General features: G+C 48.8%; 23 protein-coding genes. 18 read left to right on the forward strand and 5 right to left on the reverse strand.

Annotated elements, in window-relative coordinates; genetic code table 11:
* On the forward strand, positions 1–234 hold a 234-nt coding region (locus BP97_RS0120610), incomplete at its 5' end, for an IS3 family transposase (RefSeq protein WP_028547792.1).
* A gap of 60 nt (positions 235–294) precedes the next feature.
* On the opposite strand, the gene BP97_RS0120615 is transcribed toward BP97_RS0120610, so the two are convergent.
* Positions 295–516: a helix-turn-helix domain-containing protein gene (locus BP97_RS0120615; protein ID WP_028550798.1), complete on the reverse strand. Its 222-nt coding sequence runs from the start codon at positions 514–516 to the stop codon at positions 295–297.
* Between the two features lie 115 nt (positions 517–631).
* On the opposite strand from BP97_RS0120615, the gene BP97_RS0120620 reads away from it, so the two are divergent.
* The 4 genes from BP97_RS0120620 (at position 632) to BP97_RS0120635 (ending at position 4,229) form a co-directional block, all read left to right on the forward strand.
* Positions 632–1,102: a hypothetical protein gene (locus BP97_RS0120620; protein ID WP_028550799.1), complete on the forward strand. Its 471-nt coding sequence runs from the start codon at positions 632–634 to the stop codon at positions 1,100–1,102.
* 150 nt (positions 1,103–1,252) lie between these two features.
* A complete protein-coding gene (locus tag BP97_RS0120625) occupies positions 1,253–2,218 on the forward strand; it encodes an aldo/keto reductase (protein ID WP_028550800.1) in 966 nt (321 codons plus the stop codon).
* A 190-nt stretch (positions 2,219–2,408) separates the two neighbouring features.
* The gene (locus tag BP97_RS0120630) at positions 2,409–3,212 is read left to right on the forward strand and encodes an alpha/beta fold hydrolase (protein ID WP_028550801.1); all 804 of its coding nucleotides are present in this window, start codon (positions 2,409–2,411) and stop codon (positions 3,210–3,212) included.
* A 36-nt stretch (positions 3,213–3,248) separates the two neighbouring features.
* Complete coding sequence (locus BP97_RS0120635) at positions 3,249–4,229, forward strand: sensor domain-containing diguanylate cyclase (RefSeq protein WP_028550802.1); 981 nt, start codon at positions 3,249–3,251, stop codon at positions 4,227–4,229.
* A gap of 174 nt (positions 4,230–4,403) precedes the next feature.
* On the opposite strand, the gene BP97_RS0120640 is transcribed toward BP97_RS0120635, so the two are convergent.
* The 3 genes from BP97_RS0120640 to BP97_RS0120655 form a co-directional block, all read right to left on the reverse strand.
* Positions 4,404–5,186, reverse strand: coding sequence for a hypothetical protein (locus BP97_RS0120640; protein ID WP_028550803.1), 783 nt, complete (start codon positions 5,184–5,186; stop codon positions 4,404–4,406).
* A gap of 247 nt (positions 5,187–5,433) precedes the next feature.
* Positions 5,434–6,126, reverse strand: a complete 693-nt coding sequence (locus tag BP97_RS0120645) for a hypothetical protein (RefSeq protein ID WP_028550804.1) — start codon at positions 6,124–6,126, stop codon at positions 5,434–5,436.
* A 975-nt stretch (positions 6,127–7,101) separates the two neighbouring features.
* Positions 7,102–8,364, reverse strand: a complete 1,263-nt coding sequence (locus tag BP97_RS0120655) for an MFS transporter (protein WP_028550806.1) — start codon at positions 8,362–8,364, stop codon at positions 7,102–7,104.
* Positions 8,365–8,579: 215 nt separating this feature from the next.
* Here BP97_RS0120655 and BP97_RS39015 point away from each other — a divergent pair, with 215 nt between their 5' ends.
* The gene (locus BP97_RS39015; protein WP_197035509.1) at positions 8,580–9,491 is read left to right on the forward strand and encodes a LysR family transcriptional regulator; all 912 of its coding nucleotides are present in this window, start codon (positions 8,580–8,582) and stop codon (positions 9,489–9,491) included.
* A gap of 372 nt (positions 9,492–9,863) precedes the next feature.
* Here BP97_RS39015 and BP97_RS0120665 read toward each other — a convergent pair whose 3' ends face one another.
* The gene (locus tag BP97_RS0120665; RefSeq protein ID WP_028550807.1) at positions 9,864–10,709 is read right to left on the reverse strand and encodes an AraC family transcriptional regulator; all 846 of its coding nucleotides are present in this window, start codon (positions 10,707–10,709) and stop codon (positions 9,864–9,866) included.
* Between the two features lie 255 nt (positions 10,710–10,964).
* On the opposite strand from BP97_RS0120665, the gene BP97_RS0120670 reads away from it, so the two are divergent.
* The 12 genes from BP97_RS0120670 (at position 10,965) to BP97_RS0120725 (ending at position 24,768) form a co-directional block, all read left to right on the forward strand.
* Positions 10,965–12,245: an ABC transporter substrate-binding protein gene (locus BP97_RS0120670; protein WP_028550808.1), complete on the forward strand. Its 1,281-nt coding sequence runs from the start codon at positions 10,965–10,967 to the stop codon at positions 12,243–12,245.
* Between the two features lie 19 nt (positions 12,246–12,264).
* Complete coding sequence (locus tag BP97_RS0120675) at positions 12,265–13,146, forward strand: sugar phosphate isomerase/epimerase family protein (protein ID WP_028550809.1); 882 nt, start codon at positions 12,265–12,267, stop codon at positions 13,144–13,146.
* Positions 13,143–13,952 (forward strand): HAD family hydrolase, encoded by an 810-nt coding sequence (locus BP97_RS0120680; RefSeq protein ID WP_028550810.1) that lies wholly within the window; start codon positions 13,143–13,145, stop codon positions 13,950–13,952. The genes BP97_RS0120675 and BP97_RS0120680 overlap by 4 nt, the downstream gene beginning before the upstream one ends.
* A 46-nt stretch (positions 13,953–13,998) precedes the next feature.
* Positions 13,999–15,816, forward strand: coding sequence for a glycosyl hydrolase family 28-related protein (locus tag BP97_RS0120685; RefSeq protein WP_028550811.1), 1,818 nt, complete (start codon positions 13,999–14,001; stop codon positions 15,814–15,816).
* A gap of 482 nt (positions 15,817–16,298) precedes the next feature.
* A complete protein-coding gene (locus BP97_RS0120690) occupies positions 16,299–17,291 on the forward strand; it encodes a beta-ketoacyl-ACP synthase III (protein ID WP_028550812.1) in 993 nt (330 codons plus the stop codon).
* The gene (locus tag BP97_RS0120695) at positions 17,281–18,567 is read left to right on the forward strand and encodes an ATP-grasp domain-containing protein (protein ID WP_028550813.1); all 1,287 of its coding nucleotides are present in this window, start codon (positions 17,281–17,283) and stop codon (positions 18,565–18,567) included. Before BP97_RS0120690 ends, BP97_RS0120695 begins: the two co-directional genes overlap by 11 nt.
* Positions 18,564–19,556, forward strand: coding sequence for an NAD-dependent epimerase/dehydratase family protein (locus tag BP97_RS0120700; protein WP_028550814.1), 993 nt, complete (start codon positions 18,564–18,566; stop codon positions 19,554–19,556). Before BP97_RS0120695 ends, BP97_RS0120700 begins: the two co-directional genes overlap by 4 nt.
* Before the next feature lie 22 nt (positions 19,557–19,578).
* Positions 19,579–20,400, forward strand: a complete 822-nt coding sequence (locus BP97_RS0120705) for an MBL fold metallo-hydrolase (protein WP_231506353.1) — start codon at positions 19,579–19,581, stop codon at positions 20,398–20,400.
* Positions 20,397–21,788, forward strand: a complete 1,392-nt coding sequence (locus BP97_RS37025) for a F390 synthetase-related protein (protein ID WP_064745725.1) — start codon at positions 20,397–20,399, stop codon at positions 21,786–21,788. Before BP97_RS0120705 ends, BP97_RS37025 begins: the two co-directional genes overlap by 4 nt.
* The gene (locus BP97_RS0120715) at positions 21,751–22,635 is read left to right on the forward strand and encodes an SDR family oxidoreductase (RefSeq protein ID WP_028550816.1); all 885 of its coding nucleotides are present in this window, start codon (positions 21,751–21,753) and stop codon (positions 22,633–22,635) included. The genes BP97_RS37025 and BP97_RS0120715 overlap by 38 nt, the downstream gene beginning before the upstream one ends.
* A gap of 65 nt (positions 22,636–22,700) precedes the next feature.
* Positions 22,701–23,567, forward strand: a complete 867-nt coding sequence (locus BP97_RS0120720) for a hypothetical protein (RefSeq protein ID WP_028550817.1) — start codon at positions 22,701–22,703, stop codon at positions 23,565–23,567.
* Positions 23,568–23,592: 25 nt separating this feature from the next.
* Positions 23,593–24,768, forward strand: coding sequence for a hypothetical protein (locus BP97_RS0120725; RefSeq protein ID WP_028550818.1), 1,176 nt, complete (start codon positions 23,593–23,595; stop codon positions 24,766–24,768).
* The last annotated feature ends 17 nt before the right edge of the window (positions 24,769–24,785 follow it).

A 24,785-nucleotide genomic window follows, 5' to 3' on the forward strand; every position in this document is an offset into this window, starting at 1 on the left:
GCATTCGGCGTTAAAGGCAGCCACTCTCGCAAAGCAACCTGCCTGGATAACGCATGCATCGAATCCTTCTTTTCGCATCTCAAAACAGAGAAGTTGTACCTCAAACAGTGTAATTCAGGAGCGGAAATTCAGCAAGCGGTGGAAGAATATATTTACGATTACAACTACCACCGTTTTCAAGCCAAATTAAAACAACGCGCACCGATTGAATATCGATGCGCGTTGGCAGCTTAGCTTTTTTCATCTGTCTACTTGACAGGGGTATGACCATTGGCCAGCTTTTTTTATTTCCACTTATTCCTCAACCTCTACCAGATCTATAATCTCTCTAATATCCTTGATGCTCAGCGCTTCCGCGATTCTTTCGATATGACTAAAGTTAATATTTCCCCTTTTACCAGTAGAAAGCTCACTTAAGGCAGCGTGACGCACATCAGATAACCTAGAGAGCTCACGTAAGGAAATATTGTGCTTCTGCGTTAGTTTGGCTATGTTTACAATTACTTTTTTGCCCAAAAGGATCACCAACTGTACACGGGTATAGGTATTGCTATACGCAAAAACGTACCATATAATAAGATATGTATTGGTACGCAAAAGCGTAATATTACTCTGTGCGAGGTGATCCCCCTTGAAATATTTCATTTCAAAGATACCTCAACAAGCAATTGAAAATTACATAGATAAAGAAACTAGCGTCGCATTCTTCGATCTCCTCATAACCATGGAAGCCGATGGAACAGGCAGTCGTGTTCACTACAGGCCTCACGGCGAACCAGTCCCTTACATGGAACTGGATATGTGGTATGGCTCACTGTTGGAGTACATAGATAACACAGACACCTTCAAATCCATGCTAGTGCAGCTGATTAACGACACTAGACGCGACATACGAATCTATGAGGAACAACTACTAGGATTGCCAGAAGAGGAGCTTGCTAAACGATGGGTGCATAGAAGTCTGACTCCCAACTATACCGTTTCGGTTCCAAGCCGAGGTGAAATGCTGAGGCGACGCTTAGATGAAGAGAAGAGGGACCTGAGGAAGTATGAAAGGATGCTGTTCGATTTACTGATTTACGGGGATAACTGTTCTTTCTGAGAAAGCTTCTGTAAATATCGTGTATAATTCAGAAAAAATAAAACCGAAATTCCCTTTCAACATTTGACGAGATTGAATAAGATTAGGTAATCTATAAGTATTCATTTGTAAAAGAATACAAATATTCTAAAAGGAAGCGGGAATCATTCTATGTCGGAACAGTTGCTTTCAAATCGGCCACTTGGCAGTACGGGCTTGTTAGTCTCTCCGCTGTGTGTTGGTGGTGCTCCATTCGGAGATATGCCAGAAACCTTTGCTTTTAGCGCACCAGAAGAAACAGCACTAGCAACGATTCGTGCTGCTTTTGCAAGTTCAATTAACTTTCTTGATACAGCTGCGGCTTATGGGGATGGTGAGAGTGAGCGGCGTATTGGTAAGGTCATTAAAGAGAATGGCGGACTCCCATCGGGTTATGTGCTTGCTACCAAAGCCGACCGCTGCTTAAAGACAGGTGATTTCAGCGGTGAACAAATCAAACGCTCCATCGAAGGAAGTCTCCAACGCTTAGGACTAGATCGCCTGCAATATGTGTACATCCATGATCCGGAACATACCACCTTTGAAAATGTTATGGGACCCGGGGGACCGCTGGAGGTACTGAAAAGCTTCAAGGATCAAGGAATCATCGAGCACATCGGTATGTCTGGTGGGCCCGTTGATATGCTTATTCGTTATGTAGAAACCGGAGAGTTCAGCGCGGTTGAGACCCATAACCGATATACGCTGCTCAATCGATCAGCTGAGCCTTTGCTGGATGTCGCCAACCGATTGGGTGTTGCAGTCATCAACGCAGCCCCTTATGGCAGCGGCATGTTGGCAAAAGGTCCAGATGCCTACTCCCGCTATGCCTATAGCGATGCACCTCCGTTGCTGGTTGAACGTGCACGATCTTTTGCGCAAATCTGCCAGGAATATAATGTTCCTCTGGCAGCCGCAGCACTTCAATTCTCTATGCGTGACCCCCGTGTCACGAGTACGGTTGTTGGCATGTCGAAGCCGGAGCGGGTCGCTCAAACGTTAGAGCTAGCCAGTCTCCCGATTCCTGCTGAGCTTTGGTCTGCGATAGACAAGATAGAATATGATACGGAAGATCCTGAAGCGAATAGATTTAAATAATAGATTACTTACTGACCCAGAATTAACCAAAGCTGGCCCCAATGGAGCCAGCTTTTCGTATTTTCTCTTAACTTTCCGATAAGTTACCATAGAAGATATGTTTTATCCATAATCTCACAATAATGAACTTGCTATTTATAGTTCCTCCCTTCAAAATGAAGAGAATGAGATGATGAAGGAGTCATAGGAAATGAACGATGTTGCTATACGCAATAATGTGAAGGTCATTGGAGCAGGGGAACGAACCATCCTTTTTGCACATGGGTTCGGGTGCGATCAGAGCATGTGGAAATATATTGTACCTGCATTTGAGAAAAAGTACCGCGTTATTCAATTTGATTATGTGGGCTCAGGAAATTCGGACCTAAGCGCTTATAGGGCAGATAAATATGATACGCTGCATGGCTATGTGCAGGATGTGTTGGATATTATTGAAGCTTATGAGCTTAAAAATATTATTTTTATCGGCCATTCGATTAGTTCTATGATCGGGATGCTTGCCTCTATTAAGCGCCCGGACTATTTTGATAGGCTGATTATGATTGGACCCTCCCCGTGTTATTTGAATGAAGAGGGTGTGTATTTAGGCGGTTTCGAAAAAAGCGATATTACCGAGCTGCTGGACATGATGGAAATGAATTTTGCAGGATGGGCCAGCTTTATGGCTCCCCTTGCGATGAATAACCCGGAGCTTCCGATGTTATCCAAAGAATTGGAGCGAAGCTTTATCTCGGCAGATCCTGTTATCGCGAGACAATTTGCGGAGGTTACCTTTTTCGCGGATCATAGGAGAGATTTGGCGGCAGCTACAGTGCCTACCCTCATATTGCAATGCTCGGACGATAGTATCGTACCGCTGGAAGTAGGGCAATATTTGCACCAACATTTGAAGGACAGTACGTTCCGGCTAATGGAAGCCAAAGGTCATTACCCGCATATCAGTCATCCAGAGGAAACCATCCGTTTCATTAATGAATATCTTGAATGTCAATGAAGGGATCAACTTGTATTGAAAGGATTATAGACAACCATGGATGAGCGCTTACAATATGCACCATGCGGGTATATCTCCATTACACACGAGGGACTGATTAAGGAAGTGAATCAAACCTTACTGGATAAGATGGGGTATACAAAGGCTGATTTGGTACAAAAGCATTTCGAATCTATCATGTCTACGGCTAACAAGCTTATTTTTCATTCGTACTTCTATCCTTTTATTAATCTGAATGGACAGGTGGAAGAGCTGTTCATAAGCTTAAAAGACAGCAGCGGGCAGTCGATTCCCTATCTATTAAATGGACGTAGACTCGATCATGAAGGCACAGAGGTAATTGATTGCATCTTGATGCAGATGGGCAAGCGCATTGATTATGAGAAGGAGCTGCGATCCGCGAAAAAGCAAATCGAAGAGGCTTACGTGGAAAAGGATCAAGCCCTGGTGAAGTTAGAACAACTTCATATGGAAATTGAACAGAAGCAAGCAGAGCTGATCGAGATGAATGCACTGCTTGTGGAATTGTCTACTACAGATAAGCTTACTGGACTAAAGAATCGAAGATTTTTTCAGGAAAAGCTTGAAGAGCATATCGATTTGTATCGCAGGACTCAGCAGCCTTTTTCTCTCCTTATAGTCGATATAGATCACTTCAAAAAGATCAATGACACCTACGGACACCAGACGGGGGATCATGTACTAGAGAAATTAGGGAGCATCTTGAAAGCTCATTCGCGCAAAGAGGATATTGCCGCCAGGTACGGCGGGGAAGAATTTGTATTGATCTTACCTAACATAGATGCATCGGAGTCCAAGATAATAGCGGAGAATTTACGGAGTATCATCGCCCATTCCGCTTGGGAAACGGGCAGCTTAACCGTGAGTATAGGCATAGCTACCATCACTGCGCAAGATTCAGATGCAACGATCATTAAGAATGCCGACAAGGCTCTGTATGCTTCTAAGGAAAATGGCAGAAATCGGGTTACTCATAGTATGGATTTGCAGTTTTAGGTTTGTTGACATAAAGAATTATGAAAGGTCATGGACCGCAAAAATATCTAATTCTAGATGATGTACGTGTTTGCGGACCATGATTAAAAGCTAAGCTGGCCCTCACAAGAGCCAGCTTTTTAAACATTTCCACAGAGGAATTTGTGATAGTGGATGAAAAAGCGATAAGATAACTTATATCTTATGCTTCTCTGGCATGAAGATGTAGGTTACGCCTGCGGATGTAAGAAGAGTGATGATGCCATCTACGATGGTAGGCTCGACCGGAGATCCGTTTGCGTCGATGACGCGAACCTGTTCCTGACCCCATGGGTTCACCAGTCTCAGAGTATTGCCTTTGTCGCTCGTGATTTCTACGTGCGTAACCCGGCCGTCCTTCTGCTCGCTAGACAGGACGAATGCTCCTTTGGCACGGAGCCGGACGAACTTGGCGTCGTGATGTTGGGGCCAATTGGCGAACACACGAATGATATCCTCATTGGTTTGCAGCAGCATCGAATGGATTGTCTCGATAGAGCCGGATGTTTCAATCCCGCCGCCGTTTTGTTTGACTGTCAGGTTCTCACGCCATAAATAATGGATTACGGCTTTGAATTTGCCGATCAAATCTTCCAGCTCCCACCCGACTCTGGCGGCGATGGTAAACGTTTTGGGAAATCCGTTCATCGATGAGCCGCGGACCCCGGGCTCGAACGGATTAATATATTCAAGGGTGTTTCTCGCGATCTGCAGCAGCGCCGGGTCTGATCCGATCGCCATGTTGTCGCTTGGATGCACAATACCCTCTAGCATAATCGGTTGATCGCCTTTGTTGATCAGGGCATTGCCCTTAATCGGGTTGTTAATTTCATCAGCAAGCAGGAAAACCTCCTTGCCGTCCATCATACCCTTCGGATAATCGACCAAGTGGTCGATGATTTCTTGCCAGACAGGAATCATCCCCGCATCGACCTGCAAGTCTCGGCTTCCCTTGATCAAGGCACTGAATAGTTGGTAGAGATGTGTCTATGGTCGTTATGAATTCATTGTCCAAATAGATGTCTATCGTGCCGGTGAGTGGGCTTCTCTCCGAAATGAAGTCAATGCCGGAACCTGTGAACTTGTGTTCAAAATAGTCTCCGACCGTTTCCGTGATGTGTGCATCTGTATGTAACGCTCCAGGGCGGTTGTTTTTTTCATATCTCCAGGTTCCATCGGCTAATACCTACGTAAATTGAAAGCCGGCGTCCGAGTCATTAAACGTGACGACCGATTCCGCGAAGGGAAAGGACGGTGTTGCTTCAGCGCCTACAACCCGCGCAGCCGCTGCTCCCAAGGAGTACCAAGAATGGCTCTCCGGAGTCTCGGCACTCGTTCTTGTCACCCAGATACACCCGTCATCCATACCGCGTTGGAATGGATAGCTTGCATCGCTGGGCACCGCCAAATCGACATAGATCGGGATGGCCTTGGCTTGTGCATCCGTCTTGAGCTCGGTGACGAGCAGGTTTTCCGACTCCGCTAACCAGGTTCGCATATTCACAAGCTCGCCCTCGATTCGCAGGGTCGATCGGACTTTCGGGTTCAGGATAACCTGCTCCTGCAAATAGTCGTGATCCGACTGTGCTCCGATGCCTGAATTCGGACCCTTGATCGACAAGGCTCCAAACGTTAGCTTCTGGCTGGACGGAGCCCAGAAGTTGGACTTGGCTATATAATAGGTCTGGGTCCCATCCCTGCCGTCGGAAGTAATAGAGACATCACCGTTTCCTAACAGTTGGCCGGCGGTGAAGCCGTTCGTTATGACGTTTTCTATCGGCGGCGGGGACATATATCGGCCTTTGATCCCCGACAATATGCCGGATAATTCTTCCCATTCGTTTGTGTCTGCTGCGTGAGCTTTTTGAGGAACTCGCATTTTACCTCTTCTCCTCTTTTCATCATATTGGTATCGTTCATGTTTCCCTGCTTTATTCTATTGAATCCAGTTCTTGTTGTATTTGAAGAAATCCACCTATTTCACTAACTTTTCCACTAAAAGGTAAAAGGTGCCGCCGCCGGTGTAGAAAGCGGTGATCAGTCCGAATGCTTGGCCCAGCAGGCCGGAGACAATCATAATCGAACGAAAACGGCAAAACTAAATAGCAATAACCGTCACTCATTGGGAAGGTTATTTTTTAGGTGTTGCTACGTGCACAGCTTCGCTTAAAATAAGGTACATTTACAGGACCCTTTGAATAAGTTGATTTAAGCTTTAGCTTGGAGAACCAGAGAGCATCGAATCCACAACGAAAGGAAGCTACAGATGAAACATCTCCTTTATTCCACTTGAGGCATGATGTCAGAACGGAAATCAATCCCTCACTGGAATTATTAAAAATGCAGTCTGACATTACAGGTGAACAAATGATAGTACATCAAAAAAGATCACCGAAATTGTGAAAATATTATATTGGAAGCCATGAACCATCGTGCTGCTTATTAGTTTGTACCAGTTTAATAGGGGATGTGATTGCGTTGCGAATCAAGTTCCGAACCGAGCTTGAAGTCAATCCGAAGGCTATATTAAAAGATTGTCTTAAAATGGCTCCAGAGGATGAACTTCTTTCTGAAATCAAAAGCATTGTTATATTTTGGTCAGATCAAAGATTACGTGAAGACGGGATGCCTATCCCAGTTAGTACACGGGAGATAAGAGAGTATTTAGTCGAAAGAGGGTTAATAATTGAGTTCGAGGACGAAAATGATTGATCGAAGACATGCTGACTTCCAACTGGTCAGAGAGTGAGCTTGCGAGAGAAGGTGATGAAACGTTAAAAAAGCTGGTAGGGTTCAAATACGTAAGATTGGAACCTCCAGCTTTTTGGCTCATTCGTTACCAACTCTTCGAACATTATCCGCGATTAGCCGTGTCACCAACCGACGCGGAGACTTCTTCACTGCTTACTGAGGGCCTCCGATTCGAGCTGTATACCGCAAAACCGAGCATCGTAGCCAGCAGAATGCCGCCGCCGGTATAGAACGCTGCCGTTAGCCCAAATGCCTGACCTAACAGGCCGAACATGGCTGGAGCGGTCATTTGTGATAGACGGTTCGTCAATAGGCGCAGCCCAAGCACTTTACCGCGCTCGGTTTCCTTCGTTTCCTCTACCATAATCATAATGGTGACCGGCAAATTCATCCCGATGGAGCTGCCCAGCAGAAAGGTAAGGATGGCGATCCCGATAAAGTGCAGGGAAGCGACGGGAATGAAGATCAGGCAGACAGAAGCCATGCAGCCGGCAAAGATCAGAATTCTCTCCAGCGTCGCCAGCTTCATCAGCCGCCCGAGCAAAAAGCGCGATACAAACCCGGACAAGCCCATCAGTGAGATCACCGAGGAGATGACGAAGGCGGAATAGCCGTGACTATTTAAGTAAAGCGGAATGAAGCTCCCATATAACGCTTGAATGAACATGATCAGGAACGTGCCGACCAGGCCGAATTGAACCCCGCGGTGACGAGTTAGATGAATGCCGCTGACATAGCTGTTCAGCATTTCTTTAGGTTGAAATAGTTCTTTTGTTTTACCCCGTATACCGGAATCGCCGGGGCTGCGGATTAATAGAATCAGGATGTAACAAATGACGCATACCACAAGCGACGCCATAAAAGCGGACCGATAGCTCCATAAGGAGGAGCCAAAATAACTTACGACAACTCCGCCAAGCAGGGGGCCCACCATATTGCCGGCTGAGTTCCACATCGAGAAACGATTAATATTTTTGTTGCGCAGCGCTTTGTCCTGCTCCCCGTCTGAGGCAAGTACTTGAAGCGATGAAGCCATAATAATCATGCTAGTCCCAAGGAGCACTTGGGAGATCGCAAGAATGGGCAAGGTCGTACTGAAGGATGTCAGTCCCAAGGAAAGGATAAGCAGCAGACAGCCGATCTTCGTCATCTTCATCGGACCGAGCGTATCAATCATTTGCCCGATCGGCATGGCAATAAACATAGGCACCAGCGCTCTAAGAGTTACAATCAGGCCGATTAATGCCGTAGATGCGCCCAGCGCTTCGGCGTACAAGGTAAAAAACGGCTGCGCCACCGACATCACTCCGAAAAAAATACCGCCGCCATAAATCCCGACAGCCCGCACCGCTTTTTCCATATTCATAGCAAGTCACCTTTCTTTATCTTGTATTATCTCTTGTATTGGTGAGCTTATAGGTATATCCTACAAAGGAAAATCCTCGTAGTATATATACTATGAAGGATGAGAAGACAAGTAAATGATCGAAAATGAATGATCTTATTCATTTTTTGAATATCCTTTTCGCGGCTTCGGCTGCTAAACCGATGATCGGACTATTCCGGGAAGGAAGGCTTCACATGACATTCGATCAAATTCTAACCTTCGTCACGATATATCGCACAGGGAGCATATCCAAAGCAGCGGATAAGCTGTACCTGCCTCAGCCTACGGTCTCACACCGGATCAAGCAGCTGGAGAGAGAACTCGGCAAGCCGCTGCTCATTCGTGTGAACGGAACTGTCCGGCTATCTGAAGAAGGAAATGCTTTCCTGCCCTATGCTTTAAGCGCATTGACCTCGCTTGATCAAGGCCGCGAGGCCGTGGAGCATATGAAGCAGGGATTGACCGGTACACTGTCTCTGGGCTGCAACAACTCTTTTGCCGGCACGATTCTGCCTCCTATTCTGGAGAGCTTCATGGCTGTGCATCCGAGCATCGCCATGAAGGTCTATTGTTACTCCACAGAGGAGCAGGTCAAAATGCTCAAAAGCAAGCATATCCAAATGGGCATCACCCGCTATACGGCCAATGACCCTGGCATTACCTTCAAGCTGCTCTATGCTCACCCGGCCTACGCCGTTATCTCTAGAGAGCATCCTTATTCGGAACGCGAGGCGCTGAGCTTGCAGGAGGTATTGAAAGAGAGGCTCATTCTGTACGAAGCCGATAGCCTCCATCGGAAAAAAATCGACATGACCTTCAAAGACTTGAATATGCTGTACGACCCGCATTATGAGACGAATAATTTGCAGCTGATCAAATTCTGGATTAAAAGCACAATGGGGATTTTTCTATCATGTCCGCTTTATATGCAAACAGAAATTGAATCAGGAGAGATGGTAGCGATTCCGATCGAGCACAATCCGTTCCCGTTGAATCAAATTTTTCTTATGTATAGAGAGGAAGATTTGAACAGTCTGGATTATTTATTCATGCGTCATGTTGAAGAGTATATGGAGCCATTCCATTCGGAGGATTTGGGTGAGTAACCTTGTAGAGATGGAAGCCGCTGGACATACTTAACAAAGCACATTACCCCTATTTTATTCATTGGTAATAAATGTAATAATGTTTTAGTAGCTGGCCAGCTATAACATAGCAATGATTTTTATCTCTATGAGGCCACAAGCCCAGGGGATGATGATTTCAGTGATAGTGGAACACATACAATCCAGTTACCACCAGGATACACAGGAAATATTTACTTCTATATTTCAGTTGATGTTGGCCAATATCCAGCATCCCGTTCGGTTTATGCAAGTTTAGATAATATTACTTTTCAGTAATATGTAAAAATACAATGGTGGAGACATTAAAGTCTCCCCGTTGTATTTTTTTATTCAATTTTAAAAGTGACCTTCTTATTTATCCCCCCTAACCCGGCTAGGCGAAACCCCGAACTGCCTCGTGAAAGCCCTCGTAAAAGAAAACAGATCAGGATACCCGACGGTCAGAGCGATCTCCGTAACCGACAAGGATGTCTGCTTCAGCAGCTGAGTCGCCTTATCTAGCCGTACATTTTGCAAATATTTCACTGGCGGGACGCCGACGTGTTCCGTGAAGGTTTTGGAGAAATGCGTGCGATGGATGCTGACGTAGGCTGCGATATCGTTGACGGTGATTTGCTCGGCGTAGCAGGTGTGAATGAAGTCCAAGCTTTTTCTCAACCAGAAATCCGGTGTGCGAGGGGCTGTTGTAGGTTCTTGCTCAGGAATGAACTTAGCGAAAATACGGTACATGAGGCTATTCCAGAGTACCAATTGCTTCTTGCCCAGGTTCTTGGGCATTTGGGTCATTTGGTGGAAGATCGATTCCAAATCGGGATCGATGACTTTGCGTTGATAAGTGTTGTCCGGTGCGAATCCGGCCATTGTCATTAATTCAGGTACTTGGCTGCCATTGAAGGCAAACCAGATCATCTTCAAGCGGGATTCGGAGGGAGCGATCCGATACGTATAGGACGTATGGGGGAACATGCAGAACATATCGCCCTTACCTAGCTCCACCTCATTACCACCGTATATAAACTGGATACGCCCTTCCCTTACAAAATGTATAGTGTAATGCGCCTTCTGCCGAGGGCCATTGCTGTAATCCGGCTTAGCGATGTTATGTCCCATATGTAGGAGGAATAGACCGCTGCTCTTGTCGAAGGAATCGGTCTCATGAATCCATCTTTCTGCGTATTCGTGGGTGTATTCTTGCATCGAAACCACCTGCCGTTTCTTGAATAATCCGAACTGTAAGCGCTTTATATCCACATGATAACTTACTTTTCTTTTTTCCGAAAGTACTTAATCTAAACTACATATTTCAACTGTTCCACAGGTCCATCTTTACAATTTTTTAACCTTACCCCTACAAATTGCTAAAAAACAGCCTACCATTTGATATTCCTAATCGGCATGAACATGATGGATAATGAGGACAGTAATTCACTTCTGTATAGAGGAGCTCGGTCCATGAAAACAAAGCTCGCACTCGTTTGTGGAACCGTTTTCACCCTGTTGGCGTTGGCGGCATGCGGAGGTCCGGAACCAAGCGTGAAGGAAGGAGACAGTAAACCGAAGATCAAAGATCCTGATCCGGTGACGTTAAAGCTGTTTCCGTACAATCCGATGTCGGAGTCTGATTTTAACAAGCTGATCGCAGAGCCAGTGAAGAAGAAATACCCATACATCACGGTCGAAATGCTGGCCAAAAATGCGACACAGTTTGAGAGCACCATAGCCGCCAAAGAGGATATGGATCTGATTCTGATGTGGAACGGTAATATCAATGGGAACAAGCAGTACGGCATTTTCGAGGATATGACGCCATACGCCCGCAAGGCCGGCTTCGACTTCGGTCGGTTCGACCCGAAAGCCATGGAAACGATCAAGGAGCTGTCTGACAAAGGCGAGATCTATGGAGTCCCTTACCAAATTCAGTTTTATGCGCTCTATTACAACAAGGATTTGTTCGACAAGTTCGGAGTGCCATACCCCATAGACGGCATGACATGGGAGGACACAGTTGAGCTCACGCGCAAGATGTCCAGAATGCAGGACGGGGTGCAGTACAGCGGCTTCGATATGGACTCCCTCTCCAGATTGACGTATCCGTTATCGTTGGTTCCCGTAGACGGCAAGACCAACAAGGTATTGGTGAACAGTGACGCCTACAAGAAAGCGTTCGACTTGGGTAAGCAGCTTTATTCGAGTCCGGATAATCCAGGCAAAATTAGCACCGGTCGCTTTACGAAAGAGAAGACGCTCGCCATGGTAGGGACGGTCAATATGTTCGACCAGCTGGAGAAAACACCGGACTTGAACTGGGATTTAGTGCAGTACCCGAGCTACAAGGAATTTCCCAACACCTACGGAATGTATGACCTGAATGTGGTCATGCTGACCAGCACGAGCAAGCATAAGGACGATGCAATGAAAGTGATCGAGGTGTTCCTGTCCGATGAGGTGCAGAGTTTAAGCTCCAGCATGGGCAAGTTATCTGCATTGTCCAATCCGGAGATCCGAAAAGTGTTTGGAAACGGTCTGTCTACGCTGAAAGGGAAAAATTTGCAGGGAATTTTTAGAAGCAGTCCGGCTTATGCCCCGCCGTTCTCGATTTACCACTCCAAGGGAAATGAGATTTTGAAAAAGACGTTCCTCGACTACATCGCCGATAAAAAGGACGTAAACACGGCCTTACGGGAGGCGGAGGAAGAACTTACCCGATATATTCAGTCGCAGGGAACGAAATGATTCAGGAGGATAATTTACAATGAATATTTCCACATCGTTAAATGTGTTCGGAACCGATTACGAGCAAGCGATCCCTGTCTGCAAGGCAGCAGGCTTCGAAGCACTGGATTTTAATTACTGGGATCACCAGAAGGATGTTATGACCAAGTCCTGGGAGGAAGAAGAGGCTTGGGCGCATCGCATTCGCCAGGTAGCGGACGAGAACGGCCTGCGCTTTACTCAAATGCATGGCCCGGTGCATGGACGATTGTTCCAGCAAATGGTGCCAGGGCTTGATATCGATTCGTTCTTGACTCTTGCCAAAAGGTCGCTTAAAACAGCCTCCATTCTCGGGGTGCCATGGGTCGTCTTTCACTCCAGCGGTGTCTCGGTAGAGGGGGAGTCGAACCGTGAGGCGAAGGAGTTTAACGTGAAGTTTTTTCAGCAGCTGTTTCCTGTCATGGAACATACGGGGGTCGGCATTGCATTGGAAAATTTTTATGACCGTCCGGCTCGCCCTCATGCGGTTCGTCGAACGTATTGTGCTTTGTTCGATGAGCTGATAGAGCTGATCGATGCGCTCAATCATCCGTTGGTCGGTGGCTGTCTGGACACAGGTCACGCGCATGAGCAAGGAATTCATCCGAACGAAATACGCAAATTCGGCAATAGGCTTAAAGCGACTCATATTAACGACAACGATGGAGTGCAGGATCAGCATTTGCTGCCCTTTCAAGGATCAATTCAATGGGCTTCGGTTATGTCGGCTCTTCACGATATAGATTACAAGGGAGATTTGACTTATGAGACACATCAATCGATTCGTGTACTGCCGAATGCGCTGCGGGAAGAGGGATTGCGCTACGCTGTAGCGATTGGCCAATACTTGATCGGACTGAAAGGAGAGCTTGCAGGAGCATGAAGCTGATAGCGGTGGATTTGGATGGAACGTTGCTTGGGGGGACGGTCGGCAGATATGGATTCAAATCATCCGGGGTGGAAGCCTTGCGTCAAGCGGCAGCTCAACAAATGCATGTTGCGATCGTAACAGGCAGGGATTTGCCGTTCATTCTGGAGCTGCTTCATCGTGAAGGGATTGTTCCAGAAAAGGAGGGCTGGCCTCAAGTTATCGTATCTGAGGAGCGCTTGATTCACTTGCTGGATGATGAGGGCAAGTATAAGCCGGAGACGGAGTGGAATGAAGAGGTGGAACGCATCGAAAGATCACATTTCGCTGACATTATGCCTGGCGTCTCCGCTTTACTGGAAGGCAAGCTGTCGCAGATCGATGCTGCCTCTCGACGGTGTGAAGAGGCGAAGGAAGCAGGCAGAGGCTTCGTGGAGGTGCTGTTCAGCAGCGCCGACACAGCCAGAGCAGGCGAGACGGTTATAGCCGACTGGCTGCTCCAAAGCAAGCTGCCGTACTATACGGTGCGCAATGTTGCGGGCGTGTGCGTTCGCCACTCGACAGTGGGCAAAGGCCCTGTGTTGGCCCAAGCGTGTCAAACGCTTGGAATTCCCACGGAGGAGGCGCTCGTCATAGGAGACAGCTGCAATGATCTATCCATGCTGGACGGGGGCTTCGGGTTCAGGGCTGCCGCTCCCGGCAATGCCGAAGAGGAGGTGAAGGCCCGAATTCACCCTACACGCGGTTATTTAGCAGCAGGCACCTTTGGAGATGGTGTTGCGGAGGCTGTTTATCACGTGTTCAGAGAACTACAGAAGTGACTTGTCTTGTTGAGATTACCTTTACTAAATCTTAGGAGGGATAGTAATGGATAAGAACAAAGATTCCGAAGAAAAGGACAAAAGGATGAGTCGCCGGGAAATGCTGACGGCTATCGGGATGACAGGCGCTGCTGCCATGACCGGCGTATTGCTGAACAATGGCGTAGCCAACGCTTTGACTGGCAATCAGCCGTCTGTTACGGATTCGGTATACGGGTCAACCAACGCTCAGCTTCTTAGTACTGTAGATGCGGATGATGTTTCCTTCCTGCAAGCAGCAGGCTTGACCACCCGTACGGCTGGGGACAAGCTGCGCGAGTGGGTCAGCATCAAGGATTTCGGGGCCGTCGGCAACGGCACTACGGATGATTCAGCGGCTTTCCAGGCGGCTATTGCATATGCGGAGAGCAAGGCGGTCACGAATCCTGCCCCGGGATCGACGGGAAGCAAGCTCGGCCGAGTCAGTCTGTTCCTGCCACCGGGTTCCTACCTTATCACACAGCCGGAATCCCTGCTGCGAAGCAGCTATACGACGAGTACGGTGGGATTGCATATCCAGGGTGCCGGATCAGGCGTTACCCAAGTCATTTACAGCCCCTCTGCTACAGGAACGTATTTGGCCAACAACAATAACGCTTGGCAGTTTTGCTCAATCTCCGATATTGAATTCTACTCTACCAGCACAAGCAATCATTTTATGCGGTCCTACTCGACAGGTCAGCCGCAGAGCTGGACGTTCGAAAGGATTCGCTTTCGCGGAAGCTGGGGGTATACGTTCCATTTGGAAGGTACGGACACGAACAGCGAAATGAACTGGCGTGAAGTGGATTGGGCGGGAACCTGCACGAAAGGTGTCTACGTTCCCTCGGCTGGGGGCTCGGACCAGTTCCTGAACTACAACTTCTATTCCTGCAACTTTGAGGTGCAGGAAGGAGACTTTCTCCATTTCGAGAAAGGCGGCAATATTACCGTATGGGGCGGAAGCTACATTCATATTGGAGCGAATGCAGGCACATTTTTCAAATTGCTCGGTGCTACGCATTCCTATGGTGTGGAACGTTTTCTTTGTATCGGTTCGAGAATGGAGCATCGCAACGCCAACAGCAAGCTGATCTATTGCGAGTGGAGCGCCGGCATCGTCTCCTTTATTAATGTAGACACTTCGAGCTCGGTCCCCTTGCGTGCCGCCACGGAGCTGGTTGCAACGTTCTACAGCAACAATACCAAAATGCCCATCATCAAATTCGATAACTGCCGGCTGCTCGGCAAGCACGAATACATGTATAGGGTCAACAGCTTCCAATACCCTCACAATATCGTCTACGAAAACTGTGAAATCAACCAGCATACGAGTCCATCCGACTTTATCGTGTTTACGGCGGAAGGCGGGAATACGAATGCAGGCGGAACGCCGACGATTCATTTTACGAATACGCGGGGGCAGGGTGATCCTTCCCGCAAATCATGGGAATGCGATTACGGATTCCAGAAAAGCTCCTTCGGCATCACCAAACGAACTGCCATTTCGGTGAAACGAGCCGACGGCAAATTCCCGTATTCAGCCTCGACGACGATAGGGTTCTATGTGCCGGTCAATGCCCGCATCGTCAACATCTTTTTGCAGTCGCCTGCCGGTGCTGTAACCTCCACGGGTGCAGCAACCTTTACTGTGCAAACGACTGAAGCAACTCCTACCGTGCTAGCAACGCTGACGGCAGCGAACCATTCCCAGGGCTTTCTTTTGAAGCAGGATCTGTACTTCCGCTGCGACTCAGCCGAGAAGTGCAGCCTTCAGCTCGTGGCGGGTTCGAATGTGACGCAGGCGAACCCTGAGGCGGAATGTATCGTGGAGTATATTGGGTAACGAACACTGTACGAATAAGCCGATAACGATTTTAATCGTTTCGGCTTATTTTTTATGAATATCCGCTCACGGCAGCTTATGGACATATAAGACTTAACGAGCATGCTTCGGATGGTTCGTATCCGATAGCTCTTCACATCACCGTACCACCAGTGCCTGATGTTAATGACCATTTGAGGATTGTTATGTGTGATTAGTGGTGTGATCATGTAAAAATTACCAATTATAAACAATTATACTATGAACTATGGAAAAAAATAGGAATTTTGGAGGTGAATCGAGTCACTATGTAACCAGAAATCAAGGGCTCTTAGGGAGTCAGTATTATGCTTTTACTAGGTATTAGATAAAAATAGTACTTTTAGCTTTTCAGGAATAGATTACAATAGGATAAACAAGTTTCGACAAGCAATCATGTATCGTACTCTTCTATTTACGTTTAATAGTGGATAGATAATGAGTGAGCATGAGGAGGTTTAATGATGCAGAGCAGAAACATTAAAATAACAGGTACAGGTAAATATATGCCTAAACGGATCGTCACCGCTGAGGAAATGGATGAGCTGCTTGGGGTCCCGGCAGGTTGGGTTGAGAAAAAGTCGGACGTGAAACGAAGACATTTTGTAGAGGATGAGACGGCTTCCCAGATGGGGGCATTCGCCGCACAGGAGGCATTGAAGCAGGCAGGCCTCGACTTCAGCGACATCGATTGCCTCGTATGCACGAGCGGGACGATGGAGCAGCCGATTCCTAGTACAGCTGCGCTTATTCAAAGAGCATTAGGGCAGGAGCATTCAGGGGTTCCCGCCTTTGATATCAATTCGACATGTCTTAGCTTCTTGACGGGTCTAGATGTCATGTCTTACATGGTTACCTCCGGCAGATACCGCCGCATTCTACTCGTTTCCACCGAGATCGCCTCCATTGGGCTCAACTGGTCACATAAGGAAAGTGCTGCCTTATTCGGGGATGGAGCAGCGGCAGTCATAATTGAAGCGGCTGGGGAGCGGGAGGGTTCCCGTATTGTATGCTCAGCTATGAAGACGTATAGTCATGGAGCGCATCTCTCACAAATCCGGGGCGGAGGTACGGGAGCGCACGCCTTGTCTGTACAGGAAGATGAGGCGTTCTTATTTGAGATGGATGGTCAAGGAATTTATAAGATGGCATCGCGCATTTTACCTGGGTTCGTAGCTTCGTTATTAAAGGAAGCTGGCTGCTCAATGAAGGATATTCAAGTGGTCGTGCCTCATCAAGGGAGTGCGATGGCTATGCGGTTGATTAGCCGAAAGCTGAATATTTCAAAGGAGCAGCTTATGTTTATTACCCCGACGCATGGCAATACGATTGCCGCATCGATTCCTATGGGACTGCATGAAGCAATCCGTGAAGGACGTATTACCCGTGGCAGCAGAGTGCTGCTGCTCGGGACATCGGCCGGCTTGTCGGTCGGGGGGATGATCCTTGACTACTAGCAGGCTGCAGAGACGGATGGATGGCAAACGTATTCTGCTCACCGGCGGGCGTGCACCGGCAGCATTGGATCTGGCCCGCCAGTTGGCAGCGAACGGTCATCAGATATTCATGGCGGAGAGCTGCCCGGAGCATCTGTGTCGGCAATCGAGAGCAATTCAACGCTGTTACTTTGTGCCGGAGCCAGCTCTTAATACGAAAGCCTATGTGGAGGCTTTAAGACAGATTATTGAGGAAGAGCAGATCGAATGGCTCCTCCCGATGTGTGAAGAGTTATTCTATGTGGCAGGCGGACTGTCCGAGCTGAGTTCTCATTGCCGTGTCTTTGCGGAACCTCTTGATAGGCTGCGGCGGCTGCACAGTAAATGGGAGTTCAATCAGCGGGTAGAGCAGGTTGGCTTGTCAGTGCCGAAGACGATGCTGCTCCAGTCACGACAGGATTGCCTCGCATTTATGGAATCGGAGGCAGAGCAAGCGAAGCTGAGGCAGCAGGAGACAGGCAAAACGGATGCTGCGAAGTGGGTGTTTAAGCCGGTGTTTTCGCGGTTTTCCAGCAAGGTTATTATAGCGGAGGTTACGGCCGATGGATGGCGGTCCCACTCACGAATCATCAGTGATTTGCCCGTATCGGACGATGCGCATTGGGTTGTGCAGCAATATATAGATGGTGCCGCTTATTGCAGCTATAGCATCGTCCATCAGGGGACGATTACCGCGCATACGGTGTATCCGGTCCGATTTACGGCGGGGCTGGGTGCCTGCGTTAGCTTTGAATCTGTACGGCATCCAGAGATTGACCGCTGGGTCGAGCGATTCGTGCAAGAGGAAAGCTTCACAGGGCAGATTGCATTCGATTTCATTGAAGCAGGGGACGGAACGGTATACCCGCTGGAATGCAATCCTAGAGCGACCAGTGGCATTCATCTGTTCCGAGCGGAGGATCGGCTGGATCAGGCGCTGTTCATGATGGGCATACAGCAGCAATCGGAGCAGGAACGGATCATGCCGCAGCTTGGCCGGAGAGCCATGATTACCGTGGCTTTGGCTAGCTACGGTTTGGCAACCTTGCTATCAGCGGGCGGCTGGCGCCGGTTTCCCGATTGGATTCGCTTCTTTATGAGAGGCAGCGATGTCGTGTTCCGGCTTCGCGATCCGCAGCCTTTCTGGCAGCAATTCCGGCTGGTGTACTGGAATTGGCGCAAGGGAATGAAGCAGCGTATACCGATTATAGAGGCATCTACGCAAGATATTGAATGGAACGGTGGTGAAATGGGGTGAAAGTATTAGTCACCGGGGGTACAGGATTTCTAGGCAAGCACTTATCGTTAGCCCTGCATAGGCTCGGTCATGAGGTAACCGCGATGGGGCGTAACGAGCGAATGGGTGCCGAGCTATCCGGGCAGGGCATTACCTTTGTCTGCTCCCGCTTGGAGGACACCGTTCAAATGGTCCGAAGTTGCGAGGGACAGGAGATGGTGTTCCACTGTGGAGCGATGTCCTCGCTATGGGGCAGCTATAACGATTTCTATGAAAGCAATGTGACAGGGACGCGCAATGTGATTAAGGGGTGCGCTGCTAACAGCGTACAGCGGCTTATTCATGTGTCTACACCGAGCATTTATTTCGATTACAAGGACCGGCACCGGATCGCCGAATCGGCGCCCTTACCGCGTAAATCGGCTAACTTGTATGCGGAGACGAAACGGCTGGCTGAGCAGGAGGTCGATCAAGCTTATGAATCGGGACTTCCGGTCGTTACGATTCGCCCCCGCGCTATTTTTGGACCAGGGGATCCCTCCATCATCCCGAGACTCATTCAAGCGAATCGCCAAGGGCGGCTTCCGCTGATTCAAGGCGGACAGGCTGTCATTGATCTTACTTACGTCGATAATGTCGTTGAAGCACTGCTGTTGTGCATGTCCGCACCAACCTCTGCTTTAGGCCAAAAGTTTAACATCACGAACGATGAGCCAGTCCGCTTTATCGATGCGCTGCATTATTTATTCGAGCGGCTTGAGGAGCCGATACGGGCACGAAGGATTCCTTATCTCACAGCCTACTTGGTGGCGGGATGTATGGAAGGGGTGGCACGATTATCGGGGAGCGGCAAGGAGCCGCTGCTGACCCGATATACGGTCGGTTTGCTCGGCAAAAGCCAGACGCTCGACATTTCGGCTGCCAAGGAACAGCTGGGGTATCGTCCCCGAGTGACGGTCAAAGAAGGGATTGACGCTTATGCCGCTTGGCATAAAGAGCACTATGTTTAAAGTACATACGGAGGTCACCCTCATGGCGGCAGGGTATTGTACTCATAAAGAGAGGGTAACCATTCGCGGGGGAAGCAGCCGAACCGTTCGCTTTCCGGCTTTGTTTGCGCTGATTGAGCATCCTGAGCGCGGACCTATTCTATTCGATACGGGCTATACGGAACGTTTTTTTGAAGAAACGATCCGTTGGCCCTATTCGTTGTACGGTCGAATGACGCCGGTTTATTACACACCGCAGGATAGCGCTGTGCACCAGCTGAGGCAGCGCGGAATCGAGCCAGCCGATATTCGGTACATCATTTTGTCTCATTTTCATGCAGACCACATCGCCGGGTTGCGGGATTTTCCAAATGCGGAGTTCATTTATCTTCAAGAGGCATATGAGGCTGTTCGCTATCGCCAGGGATGGAGCGCAGTGATGGCGGGGTATTTGCCAGGACTGCTGCCTGACGATTTTGAGGCTCGTTCGCTGCCTATTGATGAGAGCTGTTTAATAGAACTGCCGCAGGAGCTTCCATTCAAGCGAGGGATGGATATTTTCCGGGACGGCAGCGTCATTGCCGTCTATGTTCCTGGTCATGCCGCAGGCCAGATTGGGATTATGGTATCCACGAAGAGCCAAGCTTATTTCTTATGTGCTGATGCGGTATGGAGCAGCCGTGCTTACCGCGAGCTGCTTGCTCCTCATTGGATGGCGGGATTCATTATGGCGAATCGAGTTCAATATATGGATAGCTTTTGCAAGGTCCATCAGGTATACAAGCAGTGTCCCGAGCTTCGGATTATCCCATCGCATTGCAGTGAAGTATGGGAATCGCTTGGGCAAGGCGGTGTAATGGGATGATCGGGAAGCTTGTTATTATATGGTATTACTTGTTAACCAAATACCGAATGAGGCGAACCTCGCGCGACCGACTCAAGCAGTGGCAGGAGAGACGCATCCAGCGGCATATTCAGTTCGTAAGAAGCCGATCTGCTTTCTATAAGGAGCTATGGGGAGAACTCCCCGATAGCGATTGGAGGCAATTTCCGATCATCGAGAAATCGGATATGATGGAGCATTTCAACCGGTTGAACACGGTTGGAGTAGACAAGGACGAGGCCTTCGCTCTGGCTCTGCAGGCCGAGGAGAGTCGGGACTTCACCCCTATGATCGGCTCGGTTACGATCGGCATGTCCTCAGGCACCTCCGGCAGCAGGGGACTATTCCTGGTTAGCACCAAGGAACGTATGGCATGGGCCGGTACGGTCCTCGCCAAAGTGCTGCCCCGCTCACTGTTTCACCGTGAGCGGATCGCGTTCTTTCTGCGCGCCGACAGTAATCTGTACGGCAGCGTCGGCAGCCGAAGGCTGCAGTTCCGCTTCTACGACTTGCTCGATCCATTGGTCGAGCAGGTGGACCGCCTGAACCGGCAGCAGCCTACTATAATTGCAGCGCCGCCATCGCTCTTGCGCGCTCTGGCCGAGGCGGTGGAGAGCGGCAGGCTGGAGATTCGGCCGCACAAGGTCCTATCGGTGGCCGAGGTGCTGGACCCGTTAGACTGCGAGCGAATCGAGGCGGCATTCGGACAGAAGGTACACCAAATTTATCAGTGTACAGAGGGGTTCCTTGCCGTTACGTGCGCGCACGGAACGCTGCATATCAACGAAGATATCGTTGCGGTGGAGAAGCAATATTTGGACGAGAGCCTGAGCAAGTTCGTCCCGATTATCACAGATTTTTCGCGGACGACACAGCCGATTATCCGTTATCGGCTGAACGATATATTAACGGAGCGGACGGCCCCTTGCCCGTGCGGGTCACCTCATATGGCTTTGGAGCGGATAGAGGGACGCTGTGATGATCTGTTTTATTTGGAAGGCTTATCGGCTGCGGAGTTTATTCCGGTATTTCCCGATTTTATAAGCCGTGCTATTATTTCAGCATCCGCAGAGGTCGAAGAATATAGGGTCGTACAGCATGCCCCGGATGTGATGGAAATCTTTATAAGGCTAAAGCAGGAGAGGCATAGCAGTACTGACCAAATCCAACTCAGCATCTTGGAATCACTGAATCGGTTATGGGCTAATGTGAACTGCACCGCTCCGTCTGTACAATTCACCGAGCTGAATCAGACACTGGGCATGGGCATTCAGAAGCTTAGGCGGGTCGAGAGAAGATTCAGTCCACATGGCAGAAAGGAGGAGATGCTGGTTGGAGCGGCGTCAACATTTACCGGCACAGGGAAGTAACGGGGAGAGGCCGTTAGCGGTCGTTACAGGGGCATCCAGCGGCTTTGGAATGCTAACCACGCTGGAGCTCGCCAGACAGGGCTATCTAGTCGTTGCCACTATGCGCGATACGGCCAACAATCGCATGCTGATGCAGCAGGCGGGGGATGCCGAGCTGACCGGATTCATTGAGTGCATGCCGCTGGATGTAACGGATCACGGCGCAATAGCAGATACTGTCAACCGAATCATCGACATGTACGGCCAAATTGATATCCTCGTCAATAATGCCGGAATGGCCATTGGAGGCTGCATTGAGGAGATTGCGATGGAGGATTGGGAGAAGCAGATGGACGTGAATTTCTTCGGTATGGTCGCAATGACGCAAGCGGTGCTGCCATTCATGCGCGAGCGGAGGCAGGGCAAGGTGATCCAGATTAGCAGCATTAGCGGCAGGCTGGGGCTTCCCGGCTATGGGCCTTATGCGGCTTCGAAGTTTGCAGTAGAAGGCTTCAGCGAAGCGCTTCGGCTCGAAATGCTTCCCTATGGCATTCATGTTGTTCTGGTGGAGCCGGGCGCGTACAAGACGAGCATATGGAATAAAGGATTCGAGTATATGGAGGCAAGGGTTCCCGCTGAATCTCCCTATAGCGGGTTCTTTAATGCCATTTTAAGATATTCGAAGAATACGGCAGAACATGCGGATAACCCTCAAGAGGTTGCCCGTGCCGTTGCCAGGATTGCACTTTCCCGGTATCCTCGTCTGCGTTATACACTGGGAAAAGGTGCGCGAGCTGCCATTATAGGCAAATCGCTGCTGCCCTGGAAGTGGTTCGAGCGGATACTGCTCAGGGAGCTGGAGAAGTGAAGTGGGGGCAGTATGAATCCGATTTTTGATCATGAATCGAATACATTAATGATGGAGGTTCTCTTTTGATAGACAAGAACAGAAGACTTCGTGATTTAAGCTTCGGCACGATGAGTGTAGCTGATAAGTCGCTCCTTCTCGGCGCAGGAGTGACACCTCTGGGAGATCCCTTATCGAGCTTTTTGGCAAACGAATTCAATCATAACTTCGATGCTTATGATAAGGCTATTGATTCAGTATATAACCAGACCCATATAGGTGGCTCAGGCTTGCATCATTTGCTGGACGGCCAGCACACGATCTGGGGTGCATTCGAAGCGGTGAGAGACGTTAAGACGGACGATTCCTTCGTCACCGAACTTCTTCAGGCGTGCGAGCATCTATTAAGGGATATTGCATCCAAATCGGGGATTAACCCGTTATTTTCCCTTACGCAGGAGCAGTTCAACCAATTGAGTCATATGGTGGCTGAGCTGGGCATATCCAAAACCTTTTTGGCGGATGCTCTCACCTTTAACGGTTCGGAGCTGCTTGGGGGACTTGCAGGACTTGCGGCGTCACTGCTGCTTGGAAATAAACCTGATCCCTCCCGCTTATCAAGGCTTTCTGGGGGGCTCCTTATTTCATCCCTGCTAACGGCGAATCCCGTTTTGTTCCCGATTGCGGCAGGGGGGATGGTATACAGTGCTATCAAAAGCGGGAATCCGGTTGAAGCAATGAAGCAATGTGGCAAAGGAGCCTTAGTTTCGGGGAGCGCCCTGTTAGTCTCTTCGTTGGTAGGAGGCCCTGTGTGGATCGGCTGTCTCCTCGGTTTGGCGACAGCGCTGCTGGTTTCCTATATGGTAACCAATCCGGAGGATGCATTCCGAAGATTAAAGGCTCTCATGCGACCGGCAGCCCTGCTGTATCGTAAAATCTCACTTCAACTATAGTTAAAGACTGGATGGGGAAAAAAGGATGAATCATGAATGGCTGGAAAGGATAATGAAGCTGGAAGCATTTTGTAAAGTACATAAGGATATGCATGCAATAAATGCAGAATCGGCGGATCATATCATCGATACTTTTAAAAAAGCTCTTGCACCGACGAGAGATGCTCTAGCGAAAGCAAAGAACAATGATCAATTACGCATTGCTCTCATTCGAGAGCAGATCATCGTTCAGGCACAAGCGAGCCAATACTTGAGCATCACGGACGAATTTACTGAGCGTCACAAAAATTTGTGGAAATTTAATTCCCAGGCACCCGAATTATTTTTCCAGACCGCTTATGATCAGCTTGCCGTATATTTTCAGCAGAAAAAAACGGTCATGCACCTCAAATTGGAGGAGGACAGCTCCTGGTACAGTGGAATTAAGGACTCAGCCAAGAAGATGGGGACTTTAGTCAATTTTGCAGTCAAGGGAGCGAATCAATTATCTGAAAAACTCGGTGGTCAAAAGCTGACCGACAATGAAAAGGTGATCGACGACAAATCGATTGTGGAAACGCTGATGGAGCAGCAATTGAACCCCAAGCAGGTATCCAATGATATAGGGCGTATTCTCGATCGCTGCAACAAGGTCTATGCAGAAGCATGGAAGAAGGAAATTACTGCTCAGCAGCCCGATTTGCAGCGGATTATTCCGCATATGCTCGTCCATAAAGCAAGGGAAAACGTTGATTTACAGTTTCAGGTAGGAGCGACGGAGCAAATTTTTCTCGTCTCCATCGGTACCACTGTAGCGAGCGTTCTTGCTTTAGCAGCAGGATGGCACACGCTAACATGGGCGATTTTGAACGTCTTTCCTCCGATGGCATTGTTTGTCGCCGCTTTAACGGTTGTAACGGGATTTTTGACCCAAGAGAGTGCACTGAAGCAGAGAAAGAAGCAGATCGATGATTCTGTCAATCAATACTATCACTATTTCCTGACGTATCTGGACGTCGTTAAGCTAAAGGAACTCGGGAATAGGTCACTGAGGCAGCACATCGTAAACGCGGGGGAAACCATCATCCATAAGACAATCGAGCAATGGGAAACTGCCCTGCTAGGCGGTTTGACGATCAATCACTACAGGCAGCTGAATGCTGCCTTCTCAAGGCACATCCTGTACCTGCAGGAGGTGATTGAAGAGCTGGAGCAGCCTTGAGCTGCTGATGAAGCGGG

Source organism: Paenibacillus sp. UNC451MF (assembly GCF_000686845.1).
Taxonomy (GTDB): domain Bacteria; phylum Bacillota; class Bacilli; order Paenibacillales; family NBRC-103111; genus Paenibacillus_S.

Excerpts from the sequence above, each read along its gene's own strand:
- BP97_RS0120725 (WP_028550818.1), top strand. The coding sequence starts at position 23,593 with ATGAATCATGAATGGCTGGAAAGGATAATGAAGCTGGAAGCATTTTGT.
- BP97_RS0120705 (WP_231506353.1), top strand. The coding sequence starts at position 19,579 with ATGGCGGCAGGGTATTGTACTCATAAAGAGAGGGTAACCATTCGCGGG.
- BP97_RS0120690 (WP_028550812.1), top strand. The coding sequence starts at position 16,299 with ATGCAGAGCAGAAACATTAAAATAACAGGTACAGGTAAATATATGCCT.
- BP97_RS0120685 (WP_028550811.1), top strand. The coding sequence starts at position 13,999 with ATGGATAAGAACAAAGATTCCGAAGAAAAGGACAAAAGGATGAGTCGC.
- BP97_RS0120635 (WP_028550802.1), top strand. The coding sequence starts at position 3,249 with ATGGATGAGCGCTTACAATATGCACCATGCGGGTATATCTCCATTACA.
- BP97_RS0120675 (WP_028550809.1), top strand. The coding sequence starts at position 12,265 with ATGAATATTTCCACATCGTTAAATGTGTTCGGAACCGATTACGAGCAA.
- BP97_RS0120665 (WP_028550807.1), bottom strand. The coding sequence starts at position 10,709 with ATGCAAGAATACACCCACGAATACGCAGAAAGATGGATTCATGAGACC.
- BP97_RS0120680 (WP_028550810.1), top strand. The coding sequence starts at position 13,143 with ATGAAGCTGATAGCGGTGGATTTGGATGGAACGTTGCTTGGGGGGACG.
- BP97_RS37025 (WP_064745725.1), top strand. The coding sequence starts at position 20,397 with ATGATCGGGAAGCTTGTTATTATATGGTATTACTTGTTAACCAAATAC.
- BP97_RS0120670 (WP_028550808.1), top strand. The coding sequence starts at position 10,965 with ATGAAAACAAAGCTCGCACTCGTTTGTGGAACCGTTTTCACCCTGTTG.
- BP97_RS0120630 (WP_028550801.1), top strand. The coding sequence starts at position 2,409 with ATGAACGATGTTGCTATACGCAATAATGTGAAGGTCATTGGAGCAGGG.
- BP97_RS0120655 (WP_028550806.1), bottom strand. The coding sequence starts at position 8,364 with ATGAATATGGAAAAAGCGGTGCGGGCTGTCGGGATTTATGGCGGCGGT.
- BP97_RS0120645 (WP_028550804.1), bottom strand. The coding sequence starts at position 6,126 with ATGCGAGTTCCTCAAAAAGCTCACGCAGCAGACACAAACGAATGGGAA.
- BP97_RS0120625 (WP_028550800.1), top strand. The coding sequence starts at position 1,253 with ATGTCGGAACAGTTGCTTTCAAATCGGCCACTTGGCAGTACGGGCTTG.
- BP97_RS39015 (WP_197035509.1), top strand. The coding sequence starts at position 8,580 with ATGACATTCGATCAAATTCTAACCTTCGTCACGATATATCGCACAGGG.